The organism is Mesorhizobium sp. ES1-3, from assembly GCF_020164795.1.
GTDB lineage: Bacteria > Pseudomonadota > Alphaproteobacteria > Rhizobiales > Rhizobiaceae > Mesorhizobium.
Genome location: NZ_JAIUGW010000024.1, coordinates 72,708 through 98,624 on the forward strand (window position 1 = coordinate 72,708; position 25,917 = coordinate 98,624).

A 25,917-nucleotide genomic window follows, 5' to 3' on the forward strand; every position below is an offset into this window, starting at 1 on the left:
CCCTTTTTGCATCTCCGATCATGACCCTTTCCGTGACAACCCCCTCCGGCGCCACCCACCAGACGGCCGATGCATGGCGACGCCAGACGTCGCTGCGCCGGTTCTATACCGTGCTCGGCGTCGGACTGCTGCTTGCCGCGATGCTCTCCAGCATGTGGTTCGCCGACGAAGCCAATGCCGGGCATTTCTTCGACCGGCTGCCGCACATACTGGATTTCCTGAGTTGGCTGGTCCCGAAGGACTGGAATGACGTCTGGCGGGCGCTGTTCGACATCGCCTCGCCGCATGATACCGGCACCCAGGAATTCAACTTCCCGCTTGGCCGCGTCTATGTGTGGGGCGGTTTCTACGTCCCCGAATATTTCGAGCTGATGCTGACCACGGTGAACGTGGCGCTGGTCTCGACCTTCATCGGCTTCATCCTCGCGGTGCCTTTTTCCTTCATCGCGGCGCGCAACCTGACGCCCCATCCGGCTCTGCGGCTGGTGGTCAAGCGTTTCATGGAATTGCTGCGCGCCTTTCCCGAGATCGTCATCGCCGGCCTCTTCGCGGCCATCGTCTCGACAGGTCCGATCGCTGCCATCATCGCCATCGGCCTGCATTCGATCGGCGCGCTCGGCAAGCTGTTCTACGAGATCAACGAGAACATCGACATGCGTGCCGAGGAAGGCCTGACGGCGGTCGGCGCCAACTGGTTCGAGCGGGTGCGCTTCGCCGACCTGCCGCAGGTGTTGCCCAATTTCGTGTCCTATACGCTTCTGCGGGTGGAGATCAACGTGCGGGCCTCGACCATCATTGGCGCCGTCGGCGGCGGCGGCATCGGCGAAGAACTCAAGCTCTCCATCTCCCGCGGCTTCGGCGCCAAGACGCTGGCGCTGGTGCTGCTGCTGTTCACCACCATCTTCATCATCGACCAGTTTTCCGCCTGGCTTCGCCGCAAGCTGGTCGGCGAACAAGCCTTTATGATGGGGGCGTAAATCATGGCGACCATGACCGCCGAGGAGATTCTGTCGATCGAGGCGCGCCACCCGCAGGTGTTCCAGCGCCCGGCCTACAAGCGCTTCGGTCCGCTGCTCCTGTTCATTGGCACTCTCCTCTACCTGGTCTATGCCTTGTGGTTCTTCAGCCTGCCGCAAGTGCTGCGCGAGTCGCACTGGGAGCGCCTGCCACTCTTCCTGACGCAGTGGATCAGCTACGATCTGCAACCGGAATTCCGACTCGACCAGCCGGAGATTACGCCCAAATACCCGCGTTTCTCGGCGCTGGGCGACAATCCAAATCCGGATTGGGTGATCAAGAATGCCGACGGTTCCTTCACCGTGCGGATCGACGGCCAGGCCAAATCCATCACCTTCGACAAGACCTATGCGACGATTGTCGCTCATGGACAGACAGTGCCGGTGGCCCTGACCAGCGGCAAGCCTGTAGTCTCGGGCCCGGTGCCCGACTGGATGACGGTTCATGACGATGAGATCGTCGCCAAGATGGGCTTTGTCGGCGAGGTTCGCGTCACCGTCGATCGCGTCAAGGTGCGCAAGCGCTTTCTCGGCTGGGCGAACTTCGTCTTCGACACACGCTCGCCCTTCTTCGGCAAATCGGCGGGGGAAGTGATCTCGTTGATCGTATCGGGGCCTGAACTGAAGCCCGGCACCTCGAACCTCGCGCTGGCCGGCGACAACATCTGGAACAACGCCCAATGGCAGCACGGCGACGTCTGGACGAAGCTCTTGCAGACCATCGTCATGGCTTTCCTGGGCACGCTGCTCGGTGGTATCGTCGCCTTCCCGCTGGCATTCTTCGCGGCGCGTAACATCACGCCGAGCGGCGTGCTCGGCCAGGTGCTCAAGCGCGTCTTCGACTTCATGCGCTCGGTCGATATGCTGATCTGGGCGCTGTTCTTCACCCGTGCCTTCGGCCCTGGCCCGCTGGCTGGCAGCGCCGCGATCTTCTTCACCGAGATCGGCACCCTCGGCAAAGTCTATTCGGAAGGTCTGGAGAACATCGACGACAAACCGCGCGAAGGGGTGCTTTCGACCGGCGCCAACGGGCTCCTCGTGCAGCGCTACGGCGTTATGCCTGAGGTGATCCCGGTCTTCATCAGCCAGACGCTCTACCAGTGGGAATCCAACACCCGCGGCGCCACGATCATCGGCGCCGTCGGCGCCGGCGGCATCGGCCTGAAACTGTGGGAAGCGATGCGCACCAACTCCAACTGGGCCAATGTCTTCTACATGGTGCTGCTGATCCTGCTCGTCGTCTTCATCTTCGACAACATATCCAACTTCCTGCGCCGCAGGCTGAGCCGCACAATCCACGACTACAACAGGCTGCAGGCCAAGCAGGGATAGCTTTGTAATATAGAAACGGACGAGAGGCCGGCGGGACAGCGCCCCCCTCCGCCCTACCGGGCATCTCCCCCACGAGGGGGGAGATCGGATGTCATCCGTGCTTTCGCCAATCACCAGCGTTGCAAGAAAGCGACGGCCGCGAAGCTGCCAATCTCCCCCTCGTGGGGGAGATGTCCGGCAGGACAGAGGGGGGCGCGAAGGATCGCCGCCGCAACGTGATCGGCTTCCTACGCGGCCTTCTTCCACCCGTTCTTGATATGCCTATACCCCTCCCGGTACACCGCTTCCGGCGTCTCGGAAAAATCGCGCCACACCTTGGTCGCCGCGGCCAAATCCTTGAGCGAGCGGCCGAACGCCTCGATCGTCAGCCAGTCGTCATAGCCGCTCTTGCGGATCGCCGCGAAAGTCTCTTTCCACGGAATGTTGCCGCGCCCCGGCACGCCGCGATCGTTCTCCGATATGTGGATATGCACGACATTCCTGCGGTGCTTCGTATAGGCGCCGATCGGGTCGGCTTCCTCGATATTGGCGTGGAACGTGTCGTACATCGCCTTGATGTGCGGCCGGTCGATGGCGTCGATATGCTCCGACAGGTCGGCCATGGTGTTGAGGAGATAGCATTCGAAGCGGTTCAGCGCCTCGAGCCCGATGGTGACGTTGCGCTTGCCGGCATGATCGCCGATGGCGCGCTGCGAGGCGATCGAGCGCTTCTTTTCGGCCGCTGTCGGCCCGGTTCCGGAAAAGGCGCCAAGCGTCGAATGCAGCGGTCCGCTCAGCGTACTGGCGCCAAGCGCATCGGCGCAATCGATGGCCCATTTCATGTAGTCGACGCCAGCCTTGCGCGTTGCCGCATCGGCCGCGATCAGGTTCATCGCCGGATCCCCCATCGCTGACACGGCGGTCCGCTGCAGCCCGATACGGTCGAGCAATTCACCCAATTTCCTGTAGTCGTCCGGCGTGCCGGCGAAGATCGGGATTTCGACACCGTCAAAGCCGGTTGCCTTGATGTCGCGAAGCAATGGCTCGTGCTTCTTCGACACCGCCGTCGTCCACAAGAACATGCACATGCCGATTTTCATCGACCCCTCCCATTCCCGCTGGCTAGGCGCCCCTTATAGCTTGGTCCACGCCCCATTCTTCTTCGAAGACTTCACACAGGCTTCGATGAAAGCCATGCCTTCGACGCCGTCCTGGATGGTCGGGAAGACGACATCCTTTGCCGGCTTGCCGCCCTTCTTGCGTGCCGCGCGGATGGCGCGTGCTGCTTCTTGATAGATGTTGGCGAAACCTTCGAGATAGCCCTCGGGATGGCCTGAGGGAACGCGGCTGACACGGCCTGCCACCGGCAGCGCACCGGCGCCGTTGCGGGTGATCAATTGTTTCGGCTGGCCGAACGGCGTGTACCAGAGATAGTTGGGATCGGCCTGCACCCATTCCAGCCCGCCCTTCGAACCGTAGATGCGCAGCTTCAGGCCGTTCTCATGACCGGGCGCCACCTGGCTTGCCCAGATCATGCCCTTGGCCGGATGCGTTTTTCCCGTCGGCTTGAAACGCAGCATGACATTGACGTTGTCGTCGAGCAGCCTGCCCGGCACGAAGGCATCGAGATCGGCCGACAGGGAGTCGAGTTCGAGCCCGCAGACGAAGCGGGCGAGGTTGTAAGCATGGGTGCCGATATCCCCGAGCGCACCGCCGGCACCCGCCTGCTTGGGGTCGCCCCGCCATGAAGCCTGCTTCTGGCCGGTGGCGGCGAGGTCCTCGGTCAGCCAGTCCTGCGGATACTCCGACTGCACGATGCGGATGTCGCCGAGGACGCCCTTGGCCACCATTTCGCGGGCCTGCCGCACCATCGGGTAGGCCGTGTAATTGTGGGTGAGTACGAACACCTTGCCGGTCTTCTCGACTATCGCCGCGAGCTTCTTGGCTTCGGCCAGCGTCGTCGCCAGCGGCTTGTCGCAGATGACGTGGATGCCTGCCTCCAGGAAAGCCTTGGCCGCCGGCACATGCACGTTGTTGGGGGTGACGATAGCCACCGCCTCGATGCCATCCGGGCGCTTCGCCTCGGCCTTGGCCATTTCGGCGTAGGACGCATAGCTGCGTGAGGGATCGAGCCCGAGTTCGGCGGCGGAGGCTTTCGCGCGCGCCGGGTCGGACGACAGGGCGCCCGCGACCAGCACGAAATCATTGTCCATGCGTGCCGCGATCCGGTGCACCGCGCCGATGAAGGCGCCCTGCCCGCCGCCGACCATGCCGTAGCGGATCGGGCCGCCTCCCGTTTCCGACTTCGATGCGCCAACCATGTTTTTCTCCCTCGTATGAGATACCCCTCCCCCGAGGGGTAGCGAAAGCCGTGTCAAATTCCCATCATGGCGCGCAGCAGCTTCTTGTCCGTGGTGCCGGCGGCGAAATCGTCGAATGCCTTCTCCGTCACCCGGATGATGTGGTGCTGGATGAAGGGCGCCCCTTCGGCCGCACCGTCCTCAGGATGCTTCAGGCAGCATTCCCATTCCAGCACCGCCCAGGAATCGTAATTGTACTGCGTCAGCTTGGAGAAGATCCCGCCGAAATCCACTTGCCCATCACCGAGCGAACGAAAACGACCCGCGCGGTTCGTCCAGCTCTGGTACCCGGAGTACACGCCCTGCCGTCCGGTTGGATTGAACTCGGCGTCCTTGACGTGGAAGGCCTTGATACGCTCGTGATAGATGTCGATGAATTCGAGATAGTCGAGCTGCTGCAGCAGGAAGTGCGAAGGGTCGTAGTTGATGTTGCAGCGCTTGTGGCCGCCAACAGCGTCGAGGAACATCTCGAAGGTCGCCCCGTCGAACACGTCCTCCGAAGGATGGATTTCGTAGCCGACATCGACACCATTGTCCTCATAGCCGTCGAGGATCGGCTTCCAGCGTTTGCCGAGTTCGCCGAAGGCTTCCTCGATCAGACCGGCGGGCCGCTGCGGGAAGGGATAGAGGTAAGGGAAAGCCAGCGAGCCGGTGAACGACACCGAGGCATTCAGCCCGAGATTCCGCGACGCCTTGGCACCGAACTTCATCTGTTCGACGGCCCATTCCTGCCGCGCCTTCGGGTTGTTGTGTACTGATGGCGGCGCGAACCCATCCATCTGCGCGTCATAGGCCGGATGCACCGCCACCAATTGCCCCTGCAGATGCGTCGACAATTCGGTGATCTCGACGCCCGCATCGGTGCAGATGCCCTTCACCTCATCGCAATAGGCCTTGGAAGACGCCGCCTTCTCGAGGTCGAACAGGCGCGCGTCCCAGGTCGGGATCTGCACGCCCTTGTAGCCGAGACCGGCGGCCCATTTGGTGATCGACGCCAGCGAATTGAACGGTGCTGCATCGCCCGCGAACTGCGCCAGAAACAGTCCAGGGCCCTTCATTGTCGTCGGCATCGGCATCCTCCTCGTTTTGTCACGACCAAGCATAGCGCCTGAGGGGAGCAGGGCCAGTCACTTTGGTCTTTTCGCGTCGGACACTCTGCCGACACTGCCATTCTGGTATGACCAAATAAGGCAATTTGGTCAAGTCTCGGAATGCGCCGAAAAGGCTCTCCGAACACGCAAAATAACGGCACATATCGCAATGTAATCAACAAACTAATCCACCATGGGAGTTGCGCCGCCACAGTTGTTGCCGTCTCGGAGAATTTGCTGTAGACCTCTTTTCAGGCCCAATTGGTCGAACCAGTTCGCAGAAAAAGGCTGGGGATGCCTTGGGGAGGAGCCCTTGCGTCGTCGTTCGGCGATGCATGTCGCAGGCAAACCATACGGACGAATCTGGGAAGGACAGGCCATGCATCTCTCGACGCACAACTGGATGCGCGCGGAACCCCTCGAGACGACGCTCAAGCGCATCAAGAAATTCGGCTATGAGTCGATCGAGATTTCCGGCGAGCCCGCGCAGTACAAGACCAAGGAGACGCGGGCGCTGCTGAAGGAGCATGGCATCCGCTGCTGGGGCGCGGTGACCTTGATGCTGGGTGAACGCAACCTCGCCGCCAGGAACCAGGGCCAGCGCGAGCGCTCCGTGCAATACGTCAAGGACGTGCTGACGATGGTCAGCGAACTCGACGGCGAGATCATCACGCTGGTTCCGGCAACCGTCGGCAAGGTGGTGCCGGACGGCACCGAGGAAGAGGAGTGGAAGTGGGTGGTCGACGCGACCCGGGAATGTTTCACCCACGCCAAGAAGGTCGGCGTCAAGATTGCCGTCGAACCGCTCAACCGCTTCGAAACCTACCTGTTCAACCGCGGCGCCCAGGCGCTGGCGCTGGCTGATGCGGTCAGCCCCGAATGCGGCGTCTGCCTTGACGCGTATCATATCCACATGGAGGAATTTAACGTCCATGACGCCATCCGGCAGGTCGGAAAGCGCCTGTTCGACTTCCATGTCGCCGACAACAACCGCTTTGCGGCCGGCCTCGGCCAGATCGACTGGCCAAGGATCGTCGGGACCCTGAAGGAAGTCGGCTATGACGGCGCGCTGACCAATGAGTTCGTCGCCCCCGTCGATCGCACACCGGCAGCACCCTATCCCGAAATGGTCGAGCGCCACCCGGTCGATATCTCGCCTGAGCAGCTGAAGTTCATCCAGGATCATGGCTCCAGCGTGCTCACCGAAAAATTCTACACCGATCAGATGCGCATTACCGCCGAAACGCTGCTGCCGCTGATCAAGTAGTCGATTGCCTCTGGGAATTTGCCCTTCCGCCCTGGCCGGCGGCAGGGCTGGGGAAGAATATGCGCATCAAGACAGTCCAGGCCTGGTGGGTCCGCGTCCCGATCGAAGCCGCGAAGCAGCACCGCAGCGACTTCGGCCAGGTGACGACCTTCGACGCCGCCATCCTGCGCATCGAAACCGATGACGGGCTGGTCGGCTGGGGAGAAGGCAAGAACGCAGCCGGCAGTGCCGGCAGCTACGGCGCCCTCGTCCACATGCTGAACCACGAGGTCGGGCCGCAGTTGATCGGCCGAGATCCGGCCGACATCGGCGTCATCTGGGAGATGCTCTACAACGGCGTACGCCATGAGACCGCCGCTCATGCCGGCCACGCCATGCCGCAATTGGCGAGGCGCGGCATGAGCGTCGCCGCCATCAGTGCCGTCGACATCGCGCTCTGGGACATCCTGGGCAAGTCGCTGGGACAGCCGGTCTGGCGGTTGCTCGGCGGCCGCAAGGCCGATCGCATGCAGGCCTATGCCTCCGGCGGCTGGGCGTCGGCCGATGCCATCGGCGAGCAATTGAAATCCTACGCCGCCAAGGGCGGCTTCAAGGCGCTGAAGATGCGGGTCGGCGCCATGGATGGAGCGGCACACATCTCCGCCGCCCGCGTGCGCGCCGCGCGCCAGGCGCTCGGCCCCGACGTCGAGTTGATGGTCGATGCCCACGGCACCTATACGGTGGCCGAGGCCAAGCGCTTCATCCATCTGGTCGGCGATCTCGATCTCGCTTGGTTCGAGGAGCCTGTGATCGCCGACGACAAGCCGGGCATGGCAGAGGTGCGAGCCACCGGCGCGGTTCCGATCGCCACCGGCGAAAGCGAGGCGACGCGCTATGCCTTCCGCGATCTCGCCGTGCTCAAGGCCGCCGACATCTTCCAGCCGGACCCGGCCTTCTGCGGCGGCATCAGCGAGGCGATGAAGATCGGCACCATCGCCAGCGCCTTCAATTTGCGCTTCGCGCCGCATCTTTGGGCCGGCGCGCCATGCTTCTTCGCCGGGTTGCATGTCTGCGCCGCCTCGCCGTCGAGTTTCACGGTCGAATATTCGCTCGGCGCCAACCCGATGATCCACGATCTGGTCGAAGAGACTGTCGAAGCCAAGGACGGTATGATAGCGATCCCGGAAAAGCCCGGATTGGGATTCACCATTTCTGAGCGATTCCTGGAGGCGCACGCGCAACGCAATTGATTATGAAAGAAAAGAACCTTCTCGCGGAACTCGCCGCCTATCTGTTCTCCCACTCGGACAAGGAGAGCGGCCGCACGCCTTCCGAACGCGAATTGGCTGAGCATTTCGGCGTCAGCCGCGGCCAGATCCGCGAAGCGCTCGCCATCCTCGAAGCCATGCGCATCGTCGAGCGCCGCGCCAAATCCGGCATCTACATCGACACCAAACAGGCGAGCGTCGAGGCGCTGGCGCTGTTCGCGCGCGCCGGCCTGCCGCTCGATCCCCTGCAGATCTATGAGACGGTCGAGTTGCGCAAGATCCATGAGATCAAGGCCGCCGAGCTTGCCTGTTCGCGCGCCACCGAAGAGAATTTCGAGCGCCTGCGCGAGATCCTCAAGGCCTCCGAGGAACGCATCGCCGCAGGCGAAGGCCTTGCCAAGGAGGACCGCGAATTCCACCTCGAAATCGTGCGCGCTACCAAGAACAGCGTCTTCCACAACATCTGCAGCGTCTACTACCTGATGGGCGAGCAGCGCCTGCCGATCTATTTCAACGATCCCGAACGCAGCGTGCGTTCGCATGCCGAGCATGTGCAGATCTACGAGGCGCTGCTGCGCCGCGACGGCAATCTCGCCCAGGCGCTGATGAGCGCCCATCTGCAAGGCGCGGAAAGCTACTGGAAAGGCCTGATCGAAGGTGGCATGGCGGCTTTGCCCGCGGGCGCGGCGCTCGAAAAGGCCTGACCGTGACCCAGACCGTGCCAAAGATCCTGTCGACGCATCCGCTGCACCCGCGCGCCTCGGCCAGGCTGGCGGGCGCTGGTCAGCTCGTCATCGCCTCCGCGCTCGATGCCGCCACCTTGACCAGGGAGGCCAAGGACGCCGATATCGTCATCGTGCGCGCGCCACTGCCGCCGGCATTGTTCGAGGGCGCCTGGAAGCTGAGGGCCGCGATCCGCCATGGCGCCGGGCTCGACATGATCCCGATGGAAGCGGCCGCGGCAGCCGGCGTGCTCGTGGCCAACGTGCCGGCGGTCAACGCCCGTTCGGTCGCCGAATATGTCATGCTCACCGCGCTTGCACTGCTGCGGCAGTTCCGCCGTGTCGACCGCGACCTGCGCGCCAAGGGCTGGCTGGCCGGACGCGAGCATGCGAACTCCAACATCGAACTCGCCGGTAAGACCATCGGCATTGTCGGCCTTGGCGCCGTCGGACAGGCCGTCGGCCATATCGCCGCGCACGGCTTCGACCTGAAAGTGGTGGCAACGACGCGCAGCATGCAGCCGGCGCCGGAAAAAGTCGGCTTCCTTTCGATCGACGCGCTGGTCGAGCAGAGCGACATCGTCGTGCTCAGCTGCCCGCTGACGCCGGAGACGCGCGGCCTGATCAGCCGCGAACGCATCGCCCGCATGAAGCCCAACGCATTGCTGATCAACGTGTCGCGCGGACCGGTCGTCGATGACGATGCGCTGACCGACGCCTTGCGGGAGCGCCGCATCGGGGGGGCCGCGCTCGACGTTTTCTCGACGCAGCCGCTGCCGCCAAATCATCCCTATTTCGGCTTCGACAATGTCATCATCACCCCGCATATGGCGGGGATCACCGAGGAATCGATGATGCGCATGGGCGTCGGCGCGGCGGGCGAAGCCCTGCTGGTGCTGGCGGGCAAACTACCGGTCAATCTGCGCAATCCGGAAGTGGTCGATCATTACCGGCGGCGGTTTGCGCCCGAGATATAGCAATCGCGGTTTCGCCCCGATGGCGAACGCAAGCACTGTTCATCGCACTGATCCATCATCTACGGCTCGCTACCGATCAACCGCCCAGCAGCCTCTCCACTTCGGCGGCAATCCGCAACAGATGCCTATCATGGCCATTGCGCGCCACCAGCATCAATCCCATTGGCAGCGATGTTCCTGGCATCGGCAGCGAGATCGCGCAGAGGTCGAACTGGTTGGCGACCTGCGTGTTGCGCAAAAGCAGGCCTTCGATACGATCACGCAGTTCGGCATCCTCAGCCAGGGAAGCGATGGTCGGCGCCGTCACCGGCGCGGTCGGTAAAGCCAGCACATCGATCGACGCCAGCCGCTCATCCATGGCGGCGGCCAGCGCGGCACGGCGGCGGAGCGCCCTGATATAGACCGGCGTCGGCAGCAGCGCCGCCCGCGACAATGGCCCGCTGACATGCGGGTCGACCGGCACCGGTGCGCCCGTTGCTAGCCAGTCGGCATGCACTTCGGCGCCTTCCATCGCCGCGATCGAACCGCGCTTGGTGGCCGCGCGCAAATCCGCGATCATGTCGTCGATCGACAGATCCGTAATGCGTGCGCCAGTCGACCCTATCTTGCCGAGACAATGCTCGAAGGCCGCGGCAATCTCGCCTTCCGTGTCGCCGAAGAGAACGCCGCGCGGAATGCCGATGCGAAGCCCGGCGAGTGCAATGGCCGCCAATTCGTTCGGCACCTCGCCGGCCATCACAGCGTCGGCGGCGGCGCATTGCGAGACGGTTCGGGCGAGCGGCCCGACTGAGTCCAACGTTGCCGAAAGCGGAAAGGCGCCGGAGAGCGGCACGCGCCGCGCCGTCGGCTTGAAGCCGAAGACGCCATTGAGCGCCGCTGGAATGCGGATCGACCCGCCGGTGTCCGAGCCGATCGAGATTTCGCTCGTCCCCTCGCCCACAGACACGCCGGCGCCGGACGACGACCCGCCTGGAATGCGGCTGGCATCGACGGCATTGCCGGGCGTGCCGTAGTGCATGTTGTCGCCGATCGCGGTGAAGGCGAATTCGGTCATGTTGGTCTTGCCGATGATCACCGCGCCGGCCTGGCGCAACCGGCCGACGATGGCGGCGTCGCGCTGAGCCGGCGCGGCGGTCTTGCGCATCAGCGAACCAGCCGTGGTCGGCTCGCCAGCGACACCGAACAGATCCTTGATAGAGACGATGGTGCCGTCGAGCGGGCCGAGCGTCACTCCGGCTCGTATACGGGCGTCGCTGGCGTCGGCCGCGGCCCGAGCCGCTTCGGCATACAGCTTCGTGAAGACCTTCTCGTTGGCCGCACGATTGGCAAGACGTGACAGGATGATTTCGAGATGGTCGCGGACTGATTGCATGTCGATGTCGGACTCCGCCAGGATAGAGCGTCCTTAGGGCAAGCAGCCGCTAAGCCTGCCGAAGGGATAACCCGGCCAGCGTGCCTTTGCACCTGCCAGCGATAGGAAGATACTGATGCTGTACAAGGGCAGTTGCCACTGCGGCAAGGTTGCGTTCGAGGTGGAGGGCGAGCTTGAGGGCGTCGTGCGCTGCAATTGCTCGATCTGCGCCCGCAAGGGAGCGCTGCTATGGGCCGTGCCACATGACAGGCTTACCCTCGTCGCCTGGGGCGATGACCTTGGCCGCTACACATTCGGCGAGACGAAAATAGCGCACCGCTTCTGCCGGACCTGCGGCATCCATGCCTTTGCTGAAGACATCAGCGAAAGCGGCGAACGCAGCGCCTACATCAACGTCAATTGCGTCACCGATCTCGACCCGTCCACCTTGTCGATCTTCGACTTCGACGGGCGTTCGGCCTGAATCAGTTCTGCTCTACCGGTAGCCTGTTGCATCGGCTGGTTTGCCGGCATCCTGAACCTCCGGAACATAGCGCCAGGCATCGGGCCGCGAACCATCCAAATCCGTGAAACCGTAGATCTGCGCCAGACCACCGCTGGACAGCGACTGCCCGTTCCAGCGCGACCGATCCGGATCCGACGCCAAAGCGGCAACGGCGCGGCCGACGAAGCGTGGCGTTTCGGAAATGACGAAATGCGGCACTTTTACCGTGGCGTCGCGCCAGTTTTCTTCGGCGACGCCATAAATCTCCAGCATCATTTCCGAACGCATCCAGCCCGGCGTCAGCGAGACCGACGTGGCTCCGTGTTTCGCAAGGTCCTGGGCGTGAGCCCAGGCCATTCGATTCACCGCCACCTTGGCAAGGTCGTAGAAAGGCGAAAGCCGATAATGCCCGGCATTGTATTCGGCGGTGCCGTCGGTGATTTCAACAAGCAGCCCGCCCGACCGTTCGATCATCAACGGCAAGGCATGGTGCGCGGTGATCAAATGCGTGTCGATGGCCAGGCGCAGCATGCGCAGACCGTTCTCCAAATTGTGCTCCCAGACCGGCTTGTCCCATTCGAACAGCTTTTCACCGCCCCAGATGTCATTGACCAGTATGTCGAGCCGACCCTGTTCGGTCCGGATGCGCCCGACCAGCCTGCTTACGTCATCGGCGATGAGATGATCGACCCGCACGGCAATGCCCCTGCCGCCGTTCGCGGTGACCAATTCCGCCGTCTGCTCGATTGTCTCAGGCCGGGCATACTCGGATGGATGGCCGCGCGTGCTCCGCCCGGTGACATAGACTGTGGCACCGGCGGCACCGAGTTCGACCGCTATGCCGCGCCCGGCGCCCCGCGTGCCGCCGGCAACCAGAGCAACCTTCCCTTGCAACGTCATTGAACTCTCCCAAAACCGCATCATCGATCAAGTCCGAGCTGGCCCTCGCCGCTCGCATCATATATAAATGATCATTCGGTTATGTCAGGATGTCAAGATGACCCGTCCCAAAACCCGGTCCGACGAGCAGGTGCTGGAAGCCGCATTGCGATTGATCTACGAGCACGGCCCGGAGGCGCTTACCTTCGAACGTCTGGCAAAAGCCTGCGGCCTTTCGGGCGCAACCCTGGTGCAGCGCTTCAAAAACAAGGCGCAGTTGAAGCAGCGCACCTTGCTGCATGCCTGGGACGGTCTTGACGACAAGACCGGGACTGTGGCTGCCGCCGTTCCAAGAACCCCGGCCGGCGCCATCGAATTGCTGGTTGCGCTATCGCAGGGCTATGGCGGCATCGAAACCTATGCCGAAGGCCTGCTCGTCTTGCGCGAGGATCTGCGCGATCCCGTGCTCAGGGCACGTGGCGCTGCCTGGAAGGCAGTCCTTTGCGCCGCTCTTTCGGCCTGCTTCGCTGAAATCGACGACCCGCCACAGGACCTCGGCCTGCTGATGGCGTCGCATTGGCAAGGTTCGTTGCTATGGTGGAGCTTCGATCCGACGATCGAAGTGGCTGTCTATGTCGAGGCCAGTCTCAACCGCTTCGTTGCCGCCATCACAACGGAAACAGCCCGAAAACCGTAAGGGTTCTCGGGCCGTTGCCAGGGACGATTGTTGGGAGAGGCTATTCGGCCTGCTTCGGGCCGCGCAGGAGCACCACGACGGCAGCCAGCAGCGTGGCGATGCCGCAATAGGCGAAGGCGCTGGCGACGCCGGCATGGTCGACCAGCAGACCGCCAAAGACAGCGCCCATGGCAATCGCGACCTGGAAGGTCGCCACCATCAGTCCGCCGGCGCTTTCAGCCTGGTCGGGCGCTGCCCGCACCAGCCAGCTCTGCAGCCCGACCGGCACCGCGCCGAAGGCAAAGCCCCAGGCCGCGACGGCGGCGGCGGCGATCATGGGCGAAGCGCCAAGGATCAGCATCGAGGCGGCCGCCAAAGCAATCAGCAACGGCGCCAGCGCCACCGCGGCCTTGAGGTTGCGCTCAGCCATGAAGCCACCGGCAAGATTGCCGAAGAACCCACCTATGCCGTAGGCCAGCAGCACCAGAGAGATCGTCTCGATGTCGAGCACCGGCACCTTTTCGAGGAAGGGACGGACATAGGTGAAGCCGGCAAAGTGCCCGGACGCGACCAGCAGCACGACCACCAAGGCAACCCTGATCGACGGCCGCTCCAGCACTTCCAGCAAGGTGCGGAAGCTCGCGACGCCCACCGGCGGCAGTTTCGGAATGGTGGCCAGTTGCACCAACAGCGCCAGCGCCGCGACGATGGTCGCGATCATGAATGCCGTGCGCCAGCCCCAGACGTCGCCCACATAGGCGCCGACCGGAGCCGCGGTGACGGTGGCAAGCGATACGCCTGTCAGGATGATCGACATGGCGCGCGGCATCAGCCGCATCGGCACCAGCCGCAGCGCCATGGCCGCCGACATCGCCCAGAAGCCGCCAAGGGCCACGCCAAGCACGACTCGGGCAAGCAGAAGCATGGGCAGCGACGAGGCAAAGGTGGCCAGAAGGTTGGACAGGATGAGGAACATCGTCAGCATCCACATCACCAGCCTGCGGTCCATGCGTTTAGTGATGATGGCCATGGTGGGAGCGGCGATGGCGCCGACGATGGCGGTTGCCGTCACCGCCTGGCCGGCCACGCCTTCGCTTACGCCCAGGTCGTGCGCCATCGGCGTCAAAAGGCTGGCGGGCAGGAATTCGGCGGTGACAAGACCGAAAACGCCAAGGGCGAGCGAGACCACGGCGCCCCATGCCGGTTCGGTTTGCTCTTCCCGATCTGCGGGATTCAATAGGGCAGCGTCGGCGACGCCTGTCGCGGGTTCGGCCATGGTCAGTCTCCGATGTTTGCAGCGCCACATAGAAGATGACCGGCCCGGGCTCCACCCGTTACATGCCTTGCCGTCATGGCTTGGCTATGCGGCCAGTCGCCGGTTTGTTTGCAGCGCAGCATTTGGCTGCAATGCAACATGGGAGTGACGATCTGGAGTTTCCATGCTAGAAACACCAGAATGAATTACAATTCGTCCAAAATGGCGCTGCCGACTTCTGGCGATCCGCTGACCGACATGCTGCGCGGGCTACGGCTCGACGGCGTCGACTATGGCCGCTGCGTGCTGGGCGAGCCCTGGGCCGTTTCCTTCCCCGCACAGAAGGCGGCGCGGTTTCATTTCATCGGCCAGCAGGGTTGCTGGCTGTTCTCGCCGGCCAAGGAGTGGATCGAACTCTCCGTGGGTGACGCGCTTCTGATCCCGCGCGGCGACGAGCATGTCCTGGCCAGCGCGCCCGGCGTGCCCCCGGTGCCGATCGGCCGCTACACGATCGAACCGGTGTGCGAGAATATCTACGACGTCTCCAACGAGTGTGGCGGCCCCAAGACCTTGCTGTTTTGCGGCAGCATGCATTTCAATCTCGATGGTTCGCACCCGCTGCTCGACATGATGCCCAACCTGATGCAGGCGCATAAGCTGATGGCGAACGCGCCGGGTATCCAGCATCTGCTCGACGCGATGGCCGGCGAGGTGACGATGGACCGGGTCGGCTCCGGCGGGATTCTTGCCCGCCTTGCCGATGTGCTCGCCGCCACGATCATCCGCTCCTGGGTGGAGAACGGCTGCGGCGATGCCACCGGCTGGATCGCCGCTGTCCGCAATCCCGACGTCGGCAAGGTACTGGCAACCATCCACCTGCAGCCGGATCGCGATTGGAGCGTCGAGGCACTGGCGCGGATGATGGGAGCCTCGCGCTCCGCCTTTGCCCAGCGCTTCGCCACGGTGGTCGGAGAGACGCCCGCCAAGTATGTGCTGCGCGTGCGCATGCACCAGGCTAGGCAATGGTTGGCCCGGGATGGCATGAGGGTATCGGTGGCGGCGGCGAAACTGGGCTATGATTCGGAAGCATCCTTCAGCCGCGCCTTCAAGCGGGTGATGGGTGTGGCGCCGAGCCATCTGCGCCACATTGGTGCCGGCGACGAGCCGTCCTGACGTCAGGCAGCCAAATCGCTCCTCCTTCTCGGCTGGAGGAATTGCCAAGTCTTTTGGACGCAGCGTCATTGCCGGCCGGCTTCCGGCGGATAGTCTGGCCGTGGAGGAAATCCCATGGCCAATCATTTCGCACCGCTCGCGCTTGCCGCCCTGTCGGTCGTTCCCGGACGCGCCTTTGTCCTCGAGGACAGCTATCTACCGGCAGGCAAGATCCCTTACGTCGCCGAGGCTCCTGACCAGCCGCAGCGCCTCGGACCACTGTGGGGCGAAAGGTCCAAGGGCCCTGCCGGAACATTGCTGAAAGTTCCGGGCAACTGGCGCGCTCCTGTTCACGCGCACACCGCCGACTATCGCGCCGTGGTCATCCAGGGTCTTTGGGCGCATTGGCAGATGGAAGGCGGTGAGGCGACCAAGGTCGAACTGCCACCTGGATCCTACTGGACCCAGAAGGCCAATGAGATGCATGACGACGCCTGCCTCTCGCAGACGGAGTGCGTGATCCTGTTGATCAACGACACGCCATACGAGACCTACCTGCCGAAATAGCCGCGCCCTATGACGCGTGGCGCAAGCTGACACCACTGCCCTTGTCGAACAGCACCACCTTGTCGGGGTTCCAGGCAAAGCGCACCGGTTGCTCGATCGCGACATCGGTCCTGGCCGGCACCGTGGCGCGCAACAAGGTGTCGCCGACGCGGAGCGTCAGGATCTTCTCCACGCCATGGTTCTCGACATCATGGACGCGCGCCTCGACCGGTGCGCCGCTCTCCAGATAGACGTCCTCCGGACGGATGCCGAAGACCAGCGGGCGACCGTCAGTCGTCGCACGCGCCCCTGCCCCCGCAAAAGTCTTGGCCGCCCCCGCAAAGGGCAGTTCGAAATTCAATGGCGCCATCACCGCGCGGCCGTTCACCAGCCTGCCGTCGATGAGGTTCATCGGCGGCGAGCCGACGAAGCTCGCTACATAGGTGTCGCGCGGATTGTTGTAGATCTCGTGCGGCGTGCCGGTCTGGATGATGCGGCCGTGGTTGAGCACGCCGACCTTGTCGCCCATCGACATCGCCTCGATCTGGTCGTGGGTGACGAACAGGAAGGTGGCGCCGAGCTGTATCTGCAGGTTCTTCAACTCGGTACGCAGCGCCTCGCGCAATTTGGCGTCGAGCGCCGACAGCGGCTCGTCCATCAGGAACACGCGCGGCTTGCGCACGATGGCGCGGCCGATGGAGACGCGCTGCATCTCGCCGCCGGACAGCCGGTCGGTCTTGCGGTCGAGCAGGTGCTCGATCCGCAGCGTGCGGGCGGCGCGGTCGACGCGGTCCTTGATCTCGGCGTCCGGCAGCCTGCGGATCTTCGGCTTCAGCGGAAATTCGAGATTCTCGCGCACCGTGTAGCGCGGGTAGAGCGAGTATTGCTGCAGCACCAGCGCCACGTCGCGCTCGGCCGCGCCCCAGTCGGCGACATCGGTGCCGTTGATGAACACTTGGCCTTCCGTCGGCTTTTCGAGACCGGCGATCAGCCTCAGTGTCGTCGTCTTGCCGGCGCCAGTCTCGCCGAGCAGCACGAAGAACTCGCCATCGGCGATGTCGAGGTCGAGGTCGATCAGCGCGGTGTGGCTGCCAAACTTCTTGGTGATGTTCTTCAGTTCGATATGGGCCATTACAGCCTCACCCCCAGCGACTTGCCGCTTGCCGTGTCGAAGAAATGCGCCTGCTCCGGATCGATGCGGACATGGACCTTCTCGCCGGGACCCGAAACGTAGCCGGCCTTGGTGCGCGCGCGCAGCATCTCGGAGCCGACCTTGAGGTCGACGACGTCGAACGATCCCAGCGGCTCGATGATGTTCGCCTCGACCGGCATGTAGCCTGGCGCTGCATCGTGCCGGACGAGCACGCCCTCCGGGCGGATGCCGAGCGTCAAGCCACCGTTGGAATGCCCGTTGAGCTTGGACAGGAGCTGGCGCGGGAACTCAAAGCCCGCCGGCGCGCCGCCGACCGTGACGGCGGCGGCACTGGCATGTTCGGTGACGCTGGCCTCGGCGATGTTCATCACCGGGCTGCCGACGAATTGCGCCACGAACAGGTTCGCCGGGTGCGAATAGACATCGTCCGGCGTACCGACTTGCTGGATGAAACCCTCATGCATGATGACGATCCGGTCGGCCAGGCTCATTGCCTCGATCTGGTCGTGGGTGACGTAGATCGTGGTCGACCCCTGTTTGACGTGCAGGCGCTTGATCTCGGCGCGCATCTCTTCGCGCAGCTTGGCGTCCAGCGCGCCGATCGGCTCGTCCATCAGCATTGCCTTCGGGCGCCGCACCAGCGCTCGGCCGATCGCAACGCGCTGCATGTCGCCGCCGGAGAGCGCAGACGGCCTCTTGTCGAGCAGGTCGGTGATGCGCAGGACCCGGGCGACCTCGCGCACAGACTTGTCGACCTCGCCGCTGCTCATGCGCGTGGCGCGCAGCGGAAAGGCGATGTTCTCGAACACTGTCATGTGCGGGTAGAGCGAGAAGGACTGGAACACCATGGCGATGTCGCGGTCGGCGGCCTTGAGGTGCTGCACCGCCTTGCCGTCGATCAGAATGTCGCCCTGATCGATCGTCTCCAGCCCCGCTATCGCGCGCAGCGTCGTGGTCTTGCCGCAGCCAGACTGGCCGAGCAGCACGATAAACTCGTTGTCGGCGATGGCGAGGTTCAAGTTGTGGATGACCTGGACGGCACCGAAGAATTTCTCGATGCCACGAAGTTCGATCTGCGTCACTGCCGGGCTCCCTCATACGTCGCGGCGCCAGTTTCCTCGCCGCGCTCCGGCGCAATCTTCGATGTGATGTTGAAGCCGATCAGTCCGGCCAGAATGATCGTCACGCCGTAGGAATGCAGGTTGAGGCTCCATGGCTGGCAGAGCGCAACGATGCCCAGAACCATGAGGATCTGCGATGCCGGCAACAGGTACTTCTCGTTGATGGCGCGAAAACTCATTTGCGGATCGCTCCGAACGTCACGCCGCGAAGCAGATGGTTGCGCAGCAGGAAGGTGAAGATCGCGACCGGCAGCAGGAACAGGAAAGTGCCCGCCGCGATCGTGGTCCAGTCCGGCAGGCCGGAGCCGATCTGCGATGGGATGAAGGGCGGCGCCGTCTGCGCGCGGCGATTGGTCATGATCAGCGCGAAAGCGTATTCGTTCCAAGCGGTGATGAAGCAGAACACGGCGGTGGCGGCGATGCCGGTTGCCGCTTCCGGCAGCACGATCTTGAAGAAGGCCTGCATGCGGGTGTAGCCGTCTACCAGCGCCGCCTCCTCATACTCCTTCGGGATCTCGTCCATGAAGCCCTTCATCAGCCAGACCGAGAAGGACAGGTTGAAGGCAACGTAGAGGATGATCAGGCCGATATGCGAGTCGTTGAGGCCGACCACCCGGTACATCAGGAACATAGGGATGGCGACCACCACCGGCGGCAGCATGCGTGTCGACAGAATAAAGAAGAGCAGGTCCGCCTCGCCGGCGATCTTGAAGCGCGAGAAGCCGTAGGCGGTGAAGGTTCCCATGCCCACCGCAAGCACGGTACTGATGACCGCCACGATCAGGCTGTTCATGAACCGGTCGGGATATTGCGAAAGCTGTACGTCCTTGCCGACCTTCAGCACCCTCTCGCCGCCATCATAGATGCGCTTTTCCCACCAGGGCGCGGCCTCGTAGACTTGCGGGTCAACGGCTTTCTGCATCTGCACGCGCTTGGTGAAGAGCCTGATGAACGGCGTCACCTCAGGCTCGAACAGCACGGTAGGCGGCACGCTGACGGCCAACTCCTTCGGCTTGAACGCCGTCGAGGCGATCCAGTAGATCGGCGCCAGGAACATCAGCGTGGCGATCAGCACCGCGGCGATGGCGATGCGGTTGAAAGCGATCTCGGAAGAAGTGCGGACGGCGGCCATGTCAGCGCTCCTTCACCTTGTTGAGGTACTTCACGTAGAGGTTGGTGATGGCCAGCACCATGATCAGCACGATGTAGGCCAGCGCGCAGGACTTGCCTGTGTCCCATTGCTGGAAGGCCTGCTTGTAGAGCCGGATCGCAATCAGCTCGGCTGTCGGCTGGGTCGTCATCGTGTAGGCGATGTCGAAGGTCTTGAAGGCTTCCATGGTGCGGAAGATCAGCGCGATCAAAAGGATCGGCGAGACCAGCGGCAAGGTGATGCGGGTGAAAGTGTACCACCAACTGGCGCGGTCGATCGCGGCGGCCTCGTAGAGGTGCTGCGGCACGGCCGAAAGGCCGGCGAGCGACAGCAGCATGACGAAGGGGGACCACATCCAGATGTCGGTGATCGCGACCGCGTAGAGCGCGCTGTCGGGATTGGAGAGCCAGGCGAAGTCGCCCAGGCCGAAGACATAGTTGATCGGACCCCAGGACGGGCTGTAGAGCAGCTGCCAGAACAGGCCGACGACCGCCGCCGACATCATCATCGGCAACAGCAAGAGCGTGGTGATCAGGCCCTTCATCGGAAAGCTGCGGTTGAGCAGAAGCGCAAGGCCGAAGCCGACGATCATCTGTCCGGCCACCGAAACGATCACGTATTTCGCCGTGATGACGAAGTTCGACCAGATATGGTCGTCGCTGAGCAGCTCGCGATAATTCTGCAAGCCGACGAACTGCCAGGGCTCGCTGCGGTTCGCGGCGAAGTTGGTGAAGGAATAGCCGAGCGAATAGATCAGCGGAAAGATGTTGAAGACGATCAGAAAGACCAGTGTCGGGATGATGAACAGGTTGCGGATGGTCAGATCGGACCAGCCGCGGGCAGCGGCCCTGGACGCAGGGTCAAGATTGGTGAGGGCTACTGAAGCCAACGGTTGTCTCCTGAAAACAGGAATGCCGGAGGGGAAACCCTCCTCCGGCATTCTGACTGTGATGCTTACTTGTAGCGGTTGTACTTGGTGAACGTCGCCTTCCAGTCGGCGGTGGTCTTGTCGAGCGCCTCCTGGGCGGTGCCCTTGCCGCCAACCACGAACGGATAGATGTTCTGATTCAGCTGATCGAGCACTTCGGCGTATTCAGGCGTCGCCCAGAAGTCCTTGACCATGAACATTGTGTCGTAGAACGCCTTGTTGTAGGGGGTGGCATTCTGGAAGGCTTCCGACTTCAGCACGGCCTGGCTGCAGGTGTAGCCGCCGAGCTCGGCCCACTTCTTCTGGGTCTCGTCCTTGATGAACCATTCAAGGAACTTCATCGCCTCGTCCTTGTTCTTCGAATACGAGATAACCGAAACACCCTGGCCGCCGAGAGCGGCGAAGCGCTTGCCGTCCGGGCCGGCAGGGTTGGCGAAGAAGCCGGTGACGTCGGCATAGGGGTTGGTGGCCTTGTTCACCAGCGGCGGGAAGAAGGCAAAGAAGTTCATGCTCATCGCGGCGAGGCCGCCGGTGATCGCCTGGTTGTCTTCCACGAAGAAAGTCTTGCCCCAGCCGGGAGGCGTGAACTTGTAGAGTTCCTTGTACATGTCGAGGCCGGCGGCAGCCTCTTTGGAATTGGTGATGCCGTCGACCTTGTAGGTTGCGTAGTCGCCGAGATCGCCGCCATAGCTGAAGATGGCGCTTTCGACGCCCATCGCCATCGCGTCATAGGAATTGTCGGTATAGATGGCGACGCCGTAGCGTTTCTGGTCGGGACGATAGAAGAACTCGGCCATGTCGCGCAGTTGCGCATAGGTCTTCGGAATATCGAGGTCGTAACCGTATTTCGCCTTGAAGGCTTCCTTCTCCTTCGGGTCCTCGAACCAGTCCTTGCGATAGGACCAGCCGATCGCATCGCCTTCCAGCGGAATCGCCCAGTACTTGCCGGATCCGCCAGGGTATTCGGCATAGTATTTGATGGTCGCGGGCGCCATCACGTCCTTGAGCTTGTGCTTATTGAAGAAGTCGGTGAGGTCGACATAGTGGCCCTGCGTCGAACCGGCGCCGAGCCATTGCGAGTCGCCGACCACCAGGTCGTAGGCATCGCCATGCGCGTTGAATTCGGTAAAGGCCTTGGTCTGGAAGTCAGGCCACGGCGTGGTCTGTACCGTGACCTTTACGCCGGTCTCGGCCGTATAGTCGTTGACGAGTTCCTGCAGATAGTTCGCCGGATCCCATTCCGCCCAGAAGATGGTGAGTTCCTTGTCCTGCGCGTGGACGGACGTTCCGTAGGCAAGCGTCAGGCCGATACCAGCGAGCACGCTGGTCACTAACTTGCGCATAATGATTTCCTCCCTTGTGCGCGTTCTACCCTGTCATGCGAGGCGGCGACGGAGCCGGCCCTGGTAGTTCCTCCCGTAATCGAACCTTTTCCGGTTCCGAGCCTCCTCGCCCTGCCGGAAAACGTATCTCAGCCCTCCATTTCCGATCCGCTTTTCTTTCCAATCTGGTAGTACCAATTATGAATGCCCGTCAAGCCCTTTCTTGAGCAATGATGCCAGCCAAAGCCATCGAATTCCAGATTTATCCAACTGTTTTCTCTATATTTTCCTACTCATTGATACGTCTTGAGCTCGTGCAGACTTTTGCATCATGGGCGTTATCAGTCGTCGGTAAGCAGATCTGGTAGAACCAGATAAGCGCTATTTCTATCTCGTCGCCAGCGTCATCCCAGCCGTATCGACGGTCGACTCCGCCACCGCCGCGCGCACCAGTGCACTAGCCGCCCATTGCGCGACCGACATCATCCGGCGGCTGTCCAGCCCCCATATATCCTTGAGCACGATCAGCACCTCGACGCCGAAGATCAGCGACAGCGCCTGCGCCAGCCGCTTGAAGTCGCGCGGCGCCAAGCGGCCCTTGAGCGGCGCGAGCGCCTCCTTCAGCAATTCGACGCGATGGCCGCGCGTGAAGGCAGGCTCGCCGCCAAGCGTACCCGCCTGGCGTCGCGCCCATTGATCGAGCGACAGCTTCAACGCTGCCTTGAATGTCGCCTCGAAGGCCTCGATGCGCGGCATGGCCGTATCGAACAGTTCTGCGACCCTGCGCTCGGCATCGGCGGCGGTGGATTTCCAGGTGAGGATCGGCCCGAGCCCCTCGTCGACGACCGCCTGCACCAAGGCTGCCTGGCTCGGGAAATAGCGATAGGCGGTGGCGCGGGACACTTGCGCCGCTTCCGCCACCTCGCTGACCGAAGGCGTCGACCCCGCCTGCATCAGCCTTGTCGCCGTCTCCAGCATCAGCCGTTTCGTACGCGCGCGGGGTCCGCGCTCGGCTCTCTCACCGGTGTCTTCATTCGTTGCGGGTTGTTGACGCGAGACATCCATACCAATACGATACGCGCGTCTCAAAAAATTGCAATGGCCCTCCGCTAGGCCTGGCCATGAGACACACGTATTGCAGCCGCCAGTATTGGGGACCCTTGATGGAGCGCGTCTATGTGGTGGGTACGGCTGACACGAAGGGCGAGGAACTCGGCTTCCTGGCCGATGCCATCGCCGCGACAGGCGCCATCGTTTGCCGTGTCGATGTCGGAACGCGCGAGGCGACAATATCTCCCGACATTGCTGCCAAGGATGTCGCCGCGCATCATCCCGGCGGCAGCACCGCCGTACTCGGCGGCAATGACCGTGGCGCGGCGGTCGCCGCCATGGGCGTCGCCTTTACCCGTTTCATCCAATCGCGAAATGACATTGCCGGTGTGGTCGGCATTGGCGGCGGCGGCGGCACTTCGATCATCACCGCGGGCATGCGTGCGCTGCCGCTCGGCCTGCCCAAGATCATGGTCTCGACGCTGGCCTCCGGCGACACCGCTCCCTATGTCGATGTATCCGACATCATCATGATGCCATCGGTGACGGACATGGCCGGCCTCAACCGGCTGTCTCGTGTCGTCCTGCACAACGCCGCCCAGGCGATAGCGGGCATGGCAGGCAATCCGGCGCCGGCAGCGGACGGCAAAGCGTCGATCGGCCTCACCATGTTCGGCGTCACCACGCCTTGCGTGACCGCAATTGCCGATCAATTGCGCGACATCTACGACTGCATGGTCTTCCATGCCACCGGCACCGGCGGCCGCAGCATGGAGAAATTGGCCGACAGCGGCCTGCTCTCTGGCATCCTCGACATCACCACGACTGAGGTCTGCGACCTCCTATGCGGCGGCGTGTTGCCGGCGACGCAGGATCGTTTCGGTGCCATTGCCCGCACCAAGCTGCCCTACGTCGGCTCGGTCGGCGCACTCGACATGGTCAACTTCTGGGCGCCATCGACCATTCCGGAGCGCTATCGCGGCCGGCTGTTCTATGAGCACAACCCGAACGTCACGCTGATGCGCACGAGCACGCAGGAATGCCGCGCGATCGGCGAATGGATCGGCACCAGGCTCGCCCAGTGCGAAGGTCCGGTGCATTTCCTGATCCCGGAAAAAGGCGTTTCCGCACTCGACATCGAAGGCGGCGCTTTCTTCGATCCGGAAGCCGACGCCGTCCTGTTCGATGCCATCGAGCACACCATCAAGCCGAATGGCAAACGCCGCATCACCCGCCTGCCACTGCACATCAACGATCCGGAATTCGCCATGGCCGCGGTCGCGGCCTTCCTCGATATCGCCAGTCAGTGAGACCCAGACATGCCAGCCATACCGCGCAAGGACATATTGAAGAAATTCCGGGGAATGATCGACAAGCGCGTGCCGATCGTCGGCGGCGGCGCCGGCACCGGCCTGTCGGCCAAGGCCGAGGAAGCCGGTGGCATCGACCTCATCATCATCTACAATTCCGGCCGCTACCGCATGGCCGGGCGCGGCTCGGCAGCCGGCCTGCTCGCCTATGGCAATGCCAACGAGATCGTCAAGGAGATGGCCTATGAGGTCTTGCCGGTGGTCAGACACACCCCCGTGCTGGCCGGCGTCAACGGCACCGATCCCTTCGTCATCATGCCGCTGCTGCTGGCGGAACTTAAGACGATGGGCTTTTCCGGCGTGCAGAATTTTCCGACCATCGGCCTGTTCGACGGCCAGATGCGGCAGAGCTTCGAGGAGACCGGCATGGGCTTCGGCCTCGAGGTCGACATGATCGCCGAGGCGCACAAGCTCGACCTCTTGACCACGCCCTATGTCTTCAACCCCGAAGAAGCGCGCGCCATGACCAAAGCCGGAGCCGATATCGTCGTCGCCCATATGGGCGTGACGACCGGCGGCTCGATCGGCGCCACGTCGGCCAAGTCGCTCGACGACTGCGTCGTTGCCATCGACGCCATCGCCGAGGCGGCGCGCTCGGTGCGCAAGGACGTCATCCTGCTTTGCCATGGCGGCCCGATCTCGATGCCCGACGATGCGCGCTACATCCTCTCCCATGCCAAGGGCCTGCACGGCTTCTATGGCGCGAGCTCGATGGAACGGCTGCCCGCGGAAGCCGCGATCGCCAGGCAGACGGCGGATTTCAAGGCGGTGACGCTCGGCGGTGAGAAGACCGCCAAGAAAACGAAGGGATGAGAGATGGCCGACAAGAGCAAGGTGTTTGTCTACCCGAAGGACGTCAGCGCCTTCGGCTTCGACTGGGGAAAACTATCTTTGACGGTGGCACCTGAAGTGAATGGCGCGATCCGCTTTTCCGGCGGCGTCGTCGACCTGCCCTCGGGCAAGGGCCATACCCGCCACAACCATCCGGGCGCCGAGGAAATCATCTTCGTCATCTCCGGCCATGGCGAACAGATGGTCGAGGACGAGAAGGGCAATCCGGTGGTCGAGAAAGTCGGTCCCGGCTGCACCATCTATGTGCCGGAAAGCCGGTTCCACTCGACACTCAACACTGGTGATCAGCCGATGCAGCTGTTCGTCGTTTATTCGCCGGCCGGGCCGGAGCTTGGGCTCCGGGAGCTGCCGGATTTCAGGCTGATCCCGGCGGGGCAGTGATGAGCTTGGTCGAGGCAGCGCCGCCCCTCATTGTCCTGCCGGACATTTCTCCCCGTATAGAGACGGGGAGAAAGACGCTACCACCGATGCTTTCGTCAATTTTCAACGGTGCAGGACGAGCGCCGAGGTTGCGACAGCCCCTTTCTCCCCGTCACTAAACGGGGAGAAATGTCCGGCTGTCCGAACCGGATAGATAGGTAACAGAATGGACCGATAGCATGGGTGACAGTTTTCT

The 25,917-nt window shown here is 63.0% G+C and carries 26 protein-coding genes; 13 read left to right on the forward strand and 13 right to left on the reverse strand.

Translation table 11 applies throughout. The features are described from left to right. Nucleotides 1–20 precede the first annotated feature (20 nt). Both phnE (LB536_RS25325) and phnE (LB536_RS25330) read left to right on the forward strand, forming a co-directional pair. Complete coding sequence (gene phnE, locus LB536_RS25325) at nucleotides 21–977, forward strand: phosphonate ABC transporter, permease protein PhnE (protein WP_140811607.1); 957 nt, start codon at nucleotides 21–23, stop codon at nucleotides 975–977. Between the two features lie 3 nt (nucleotides 978–980). Continuing rightward, nucleotides 981–2,348 (forward strand): phosphonate ABC transporter, permease protein PhnE, encoded by a 1,368-nt coding sequence (gene phnE, locus LB536_RS25330; protein WP_224597404.1) that lies wholly within the window; start codon nucleotides 981–983, stop codon nucleotides 2,346–2,348. A 227-nt stretch (nucleotides 2,349–2,575) separates the two neighbouring features. Here the strand turns inward: phnE (LB536_RS25330) and LB536_RS25335 are convergent, their stop codons facing one another. Genes LB536_RS25335 through LB536_RS25345 form a run of 3 tightly spaced genes read right to left on the reverse strand, consistent with a single transcriptional unit; the run spans nucleotide 2,576 to nucleotide 5,757 of the window. Further along, nucleotides 2,576–3,427, reverse strand: a complete 852-nt coding sequence (locus tag LB536_RS25335) for a sugar phosphate isomerase/epimerase family protein (protein ID WP_224597407.1) — start codon at nucleotides 3,425–3,427, stop codon at nucleotides 2,576–2,578. A gap of 33 nt (nucleotides 3,428–3,460) precedes the next feature. Then, nucleotides 3,461–4,648: a Gfo/Idh/MocA family protein gene (locus LB536_RS25340; RefSeq protein ID WP_140756420.1), complete on the reverse strand. Its 1,188-nt coding sequence runs from the start codon at nucleotides 4,646–4,648 to the stop codon at nucleotides 3,461–3,463. A gap of 53 nt (nucleotides 4,649–4,701) precedes the next feature. Beyond that, the gene (locus LB536_RS25345) at nucleotides 4,702–5,757 is read right to left on the reverse strand and encodes a sugar phosphate isomerase/epimerase family protein (protein ID WP_224597409.1); all 1,056 of its coding nucleotides are present in this window, start codon (nucleotides 5,755–5,757) and stop codon (nucleotides 4,702–4,704) included. Between the two features lie 400 nt (nucleotides 5,758–6,157). Here LB536_RS25345 and LB536_RS25350 point away from each other — a divergent pair, with 400 nt between their 5' ends. The 4 genes from LB536_RS25350 to LB536_RS25365 are packed head-to-tail and all read left to right on the forward strand — an operon-like array spanning nucleotide 6,158 to nucleotide 9,991. After that, a complete protein-coding gene (locus LB536_RS25350) occupies nucleotides 6,158–7,045 on the forward strand; it encodes a sugar phosphate isomerase/epimerase family protein (protein WP_140756423.1) in 888 nt (295 codons plus the stop codon). Nucleotides 7,046–7,104: 59 nt separating this feature from the next. Next, nucleotides 7,105–8,274: a mandelate racemase/muconate lactonizing enzyme family protein gene (locus tag LB536_RS25355; protein ID WP_140756425.1), complete on the forward strand. Its 1,170-nt coding sequence runs from the start codon at nucleotides 7,105–7,107 to the stop codon at nucleotides 8,272–8,274. 2 nt (nucleotides 8,275–8,276) lie between these two features. Then, entirely contained in the window at nucleotides 8,277–8,996 is a 720-nt protein-coding gene (locus LB536_RS25360; RefSeq protein WP_224597411.1) for a FadR/GntR family transcriptional regulator, read from the forward strand. A 2-nt stretch (nucleotides 8,997–8,998) separates the two neighbouring features. Beyond that, nucleotides 8,999–9,991 carry a hydroxyacid dehydrogenase gene (locus LB536_RS25365; RefSeq protein ID WP_411966586.1) on the forward strand — a complete coding sequence of 331 codons (993 nt, stop codon included), beginning with the start codon at nucleotides 8,999–9,001 and terminating at the stop codon, nucleotides 9,989–9,991. A 76-nt stretch (nucleotides 9,992–10,067) separates the two neighbouring features. Here the strand turns inward: LB536_RS25365 and LB536_RS25370 are convergent, their stop codons facing one another. Then, nucleotides 10,068–11,363 (reverse strand): amidase, encoded by a 1,296-nt coding sequence (locus tag LB536_RS25370; protein ID WP_224597413.1) that lies wholly within the window; start codon nucleotides 11,361–11,363, stop codon nucleotides 10,068–10,070. A gap of 115 nt (nucleotides 11,364–11,478) precedes the next feature. Between LB536_RS25370 and LB536_RS25375 the strand changes: the two genes are divergently transcribed. Further along, nucleotides 11,479–11,826: a GFA family protein gene (locus LB536_RS25375; RefSeq protein ID WP_224597415.1), complete on the forward strand. Its 348-nt coding sequence runs from the start codon at nucleotides 11,479–11,481 to the stop codon at nucleotides 11,824–11,826. Nucleotides 11,827–11,838: 12 nt separating this feature from the next. On the opposite strand, the gene LB536_RS25380 is transcribed toward LB536_RS25375, so the two are convergent. Continuing rightward, nucleotides 11,839–12,747 carry an SDR family oxidoreductase gene (locus LB536_RS25380; protein WP_224597417.1) on the reverse strand — a complete coding sequence of 303 codons (909 nt, stop codon included), beginning with the start codon at nucleotides 12,745–12,747 and terminating at the stop codon, nucleotides 11,839–11,841. Nucleotides 12,748–12,844: 97 nt separating this feature from the next. Between LB536_RS25380 and LB536_RS25385 the strand changes: the two genes are divergently transcribed. Then, the gene (locus LB536_RS25385; RefSeq protein ID WP_224597418.1) at nucleotides 12,845–13,423 is read left to right on the forward strand and encodes a TetR/AcrR family transcriptional regulator; all 579 of its coding nucleotides are present in this window, start codon (nucleotides 12,845–12,847) and stop codon (nucleotides 13,421–13,423) included. A gap of 40 nt (nucleotides 13,424–13,463) precedes the next feature. Here the strand turns inward: LB536_RS25385 and LB536_RS25390 are convergent, their stop codons facing one another. Then, nucleotides 13,464–14,678: an MFS transporter gene (locus LB536_RS25390; protein ID WP_224597420.1), complete on the reverse strand. Its 1,215-nt coding sequence runs from the start codon at nucleotides 14,676–14,678 to the stop codon at nucleotides 13,464–13,466. 180 nt (nucleotides 14,679–14,858) lie between these two features. Here LB536_RS25390 and LB536_RS25395 point away from each other — a divergent pair, with 180 nt between their 5' ends. Then, a complete protein-coding gene (locus tag LB536_RS25395; RefSeq protein ID WP_224597422.1) occupies nucleotides 14,859–15,830 on the forward strand; it encodes an AraC family transcriptional regulator in 972 nt (323 codons plus the stop codon). 114 nt (nucleotides 15,831–15,944) lie between these two features. Next, a complete protein-coding gene (locus LB536_RS25400; RefSeq protein ID WP_224597423.1) occupies nucleotides 15,945–16,376 on the forward strand; it encodes a DUF4437 domain-containing protein in 432 nt (143 codons plus the stop codon). A 7-nt stretch (nucleotides 16,377–16,383) separates the two neighbouring features. Here LB536_RS25400 and LB536_RS25405 read toward each other — a convergent pair whose 3' ends face one another. The 7 genes from LB536_RS25405 to LB536_RS25435 form a co-directional block, all read right to left on the reverse strand. Beyond that, complete coding sequence (locus LB536_RS25405; RefSeq protein ID WP_140811619.1) at nucleotides 16,384–17,487, reverse strand: ABC transporter ATP-binding protein; 1,104 nt, start codon at nucleotides 17,485–17,487, stop codon at nucleotides 16,384–16,386. Next, complete coding sequence (locus tag LB536_RS25410) at nucleotides 17,487–18,590, reverse strand: ABC transporter ATP-binding protein (protein WP_140811620.1); 1,104 nt, start codon at nucleotides 18,588–18,590, stop codon at nucleotides 17,487–17,489. The genes LB536_RS25405 and LB536_RS25410 overlap by 1 nt, the downstream gene beginning before the upstream one ends. Beyond that, nucleotides 18,587–18,808 carry a hypothetical protein gene (locus LB536_RS25415; RefSeq protein ID WP_140756443.1) on the reverse strand — a complete coding sequence of 74 codons (222 nt, stop codon included), beginning with the start codon at nucleotides 18,806–18,808 and terminating at the stop codon, nucleotides 18,587–18,589. The genes LB536_RS25410 and LB536_RS25415 overlap by 4 nt, the downstream gene beginning before the upstream one ends. After that, nucleotides 18,805–19,761 carry a carbohydrate ABC transporter permease gene (locus LB536_RS25420; RefSeq protein WP_140756445.1) on the reverse strand — a complete coding sequence of 319 codons (957 nt, stop codon included), beginning with the start codon at nucleotides 19,759–19,761 and terminating at the stop codon, nucleotides 18,805–18,807. Before LB536_RS25420 ends, LB536_RS25415 begins: the two co-directional genes overlap by 4 nt. A 1-nt stretch (nucleotide 19,762) precedes the next feature. Beyond that, on the reverse strand, nucleotides 19,763–20,668 hold the full coding sequence (locus tag LB536_RS25425) for a carbohydrate ABC transporter permease (RefSeq protein WP_140756447.1): 906 nt from the start codon (nucleotides 20,666–20,668) through the stop codon (nucleotides 19,763–19,765). Between the two features lie 65 nt (nucleotides 20,669–20,733). Beyond that, a complete protein-coding gene (locus LB536_RS25430; protein WP_224597426.1) occupies nucleotides 20,734–22,050 on the reverse strand; it encodes an ABC transporter substrate-binding protein in 1,317 nt (438 codons plus the stop codon). Nucleotides 22,051–22,416: 366 nt separating this feature from the next. After that, nucleotides 22,417–23,094 (reverse strand): TetR/AcrR family transcriptional regulator, encoded by a 678-nt coding sequence (locus LB536_RS25435; RefSeq protein ID WP_224597429.1) that lies wholly within the window; start codon nucleotides 23,092–23,094, stop codon nucleotides 22,417–22,419. Nucleotides 23,095–23,192: 98 nt separating this feature from the next. Here LB536_RS25435 and LB536_RS25440 point away from each other — a divergent pair, with 98 nt between their 5' ends. From LB536_RS25440 to LB536_RS25450, 3 genes are read left to right on the forward strand one after another with little or no spacing between them, the layout of a single operon-like run. Beyond that, a complete protein-coding gene (locus LB536_RS25440) occupies nucleotides 23,193–24,389 on the forward strand; it encodes a Tm-1-like ATP-binding domain-containing protein (protein WP_224597430.1) in 1,197 nt (398 codons plus the stop codon). Nucleotides 24,390–24,398: 9 nt separating this feature from the next. Next, complete coding sequence (locus LB536_RS25445) at nucleotides 24,399–25,262, forward strand: phosphoenolpyruvate hydrolase family protein (protein ID WP_224597432.1); 864 nt, start codon at nucleotides 24,399–24,401, stop codon at nucleotides 25,260–25,262. Between the two features lie 3 nt (nucleotides 25,263–25,265). Further along, a complete protein-coding gene (locus LB536_RS25450) occupies nucleotides 25,266–25,682 on the forward strand; it encodes a cupin domain-containing protein (protein ID WP_140756457.1) in 417 nt (138 codons plus the stop codon). Nucleotides 25,683–25,917 lie beyond the last annotated feature (235 nt).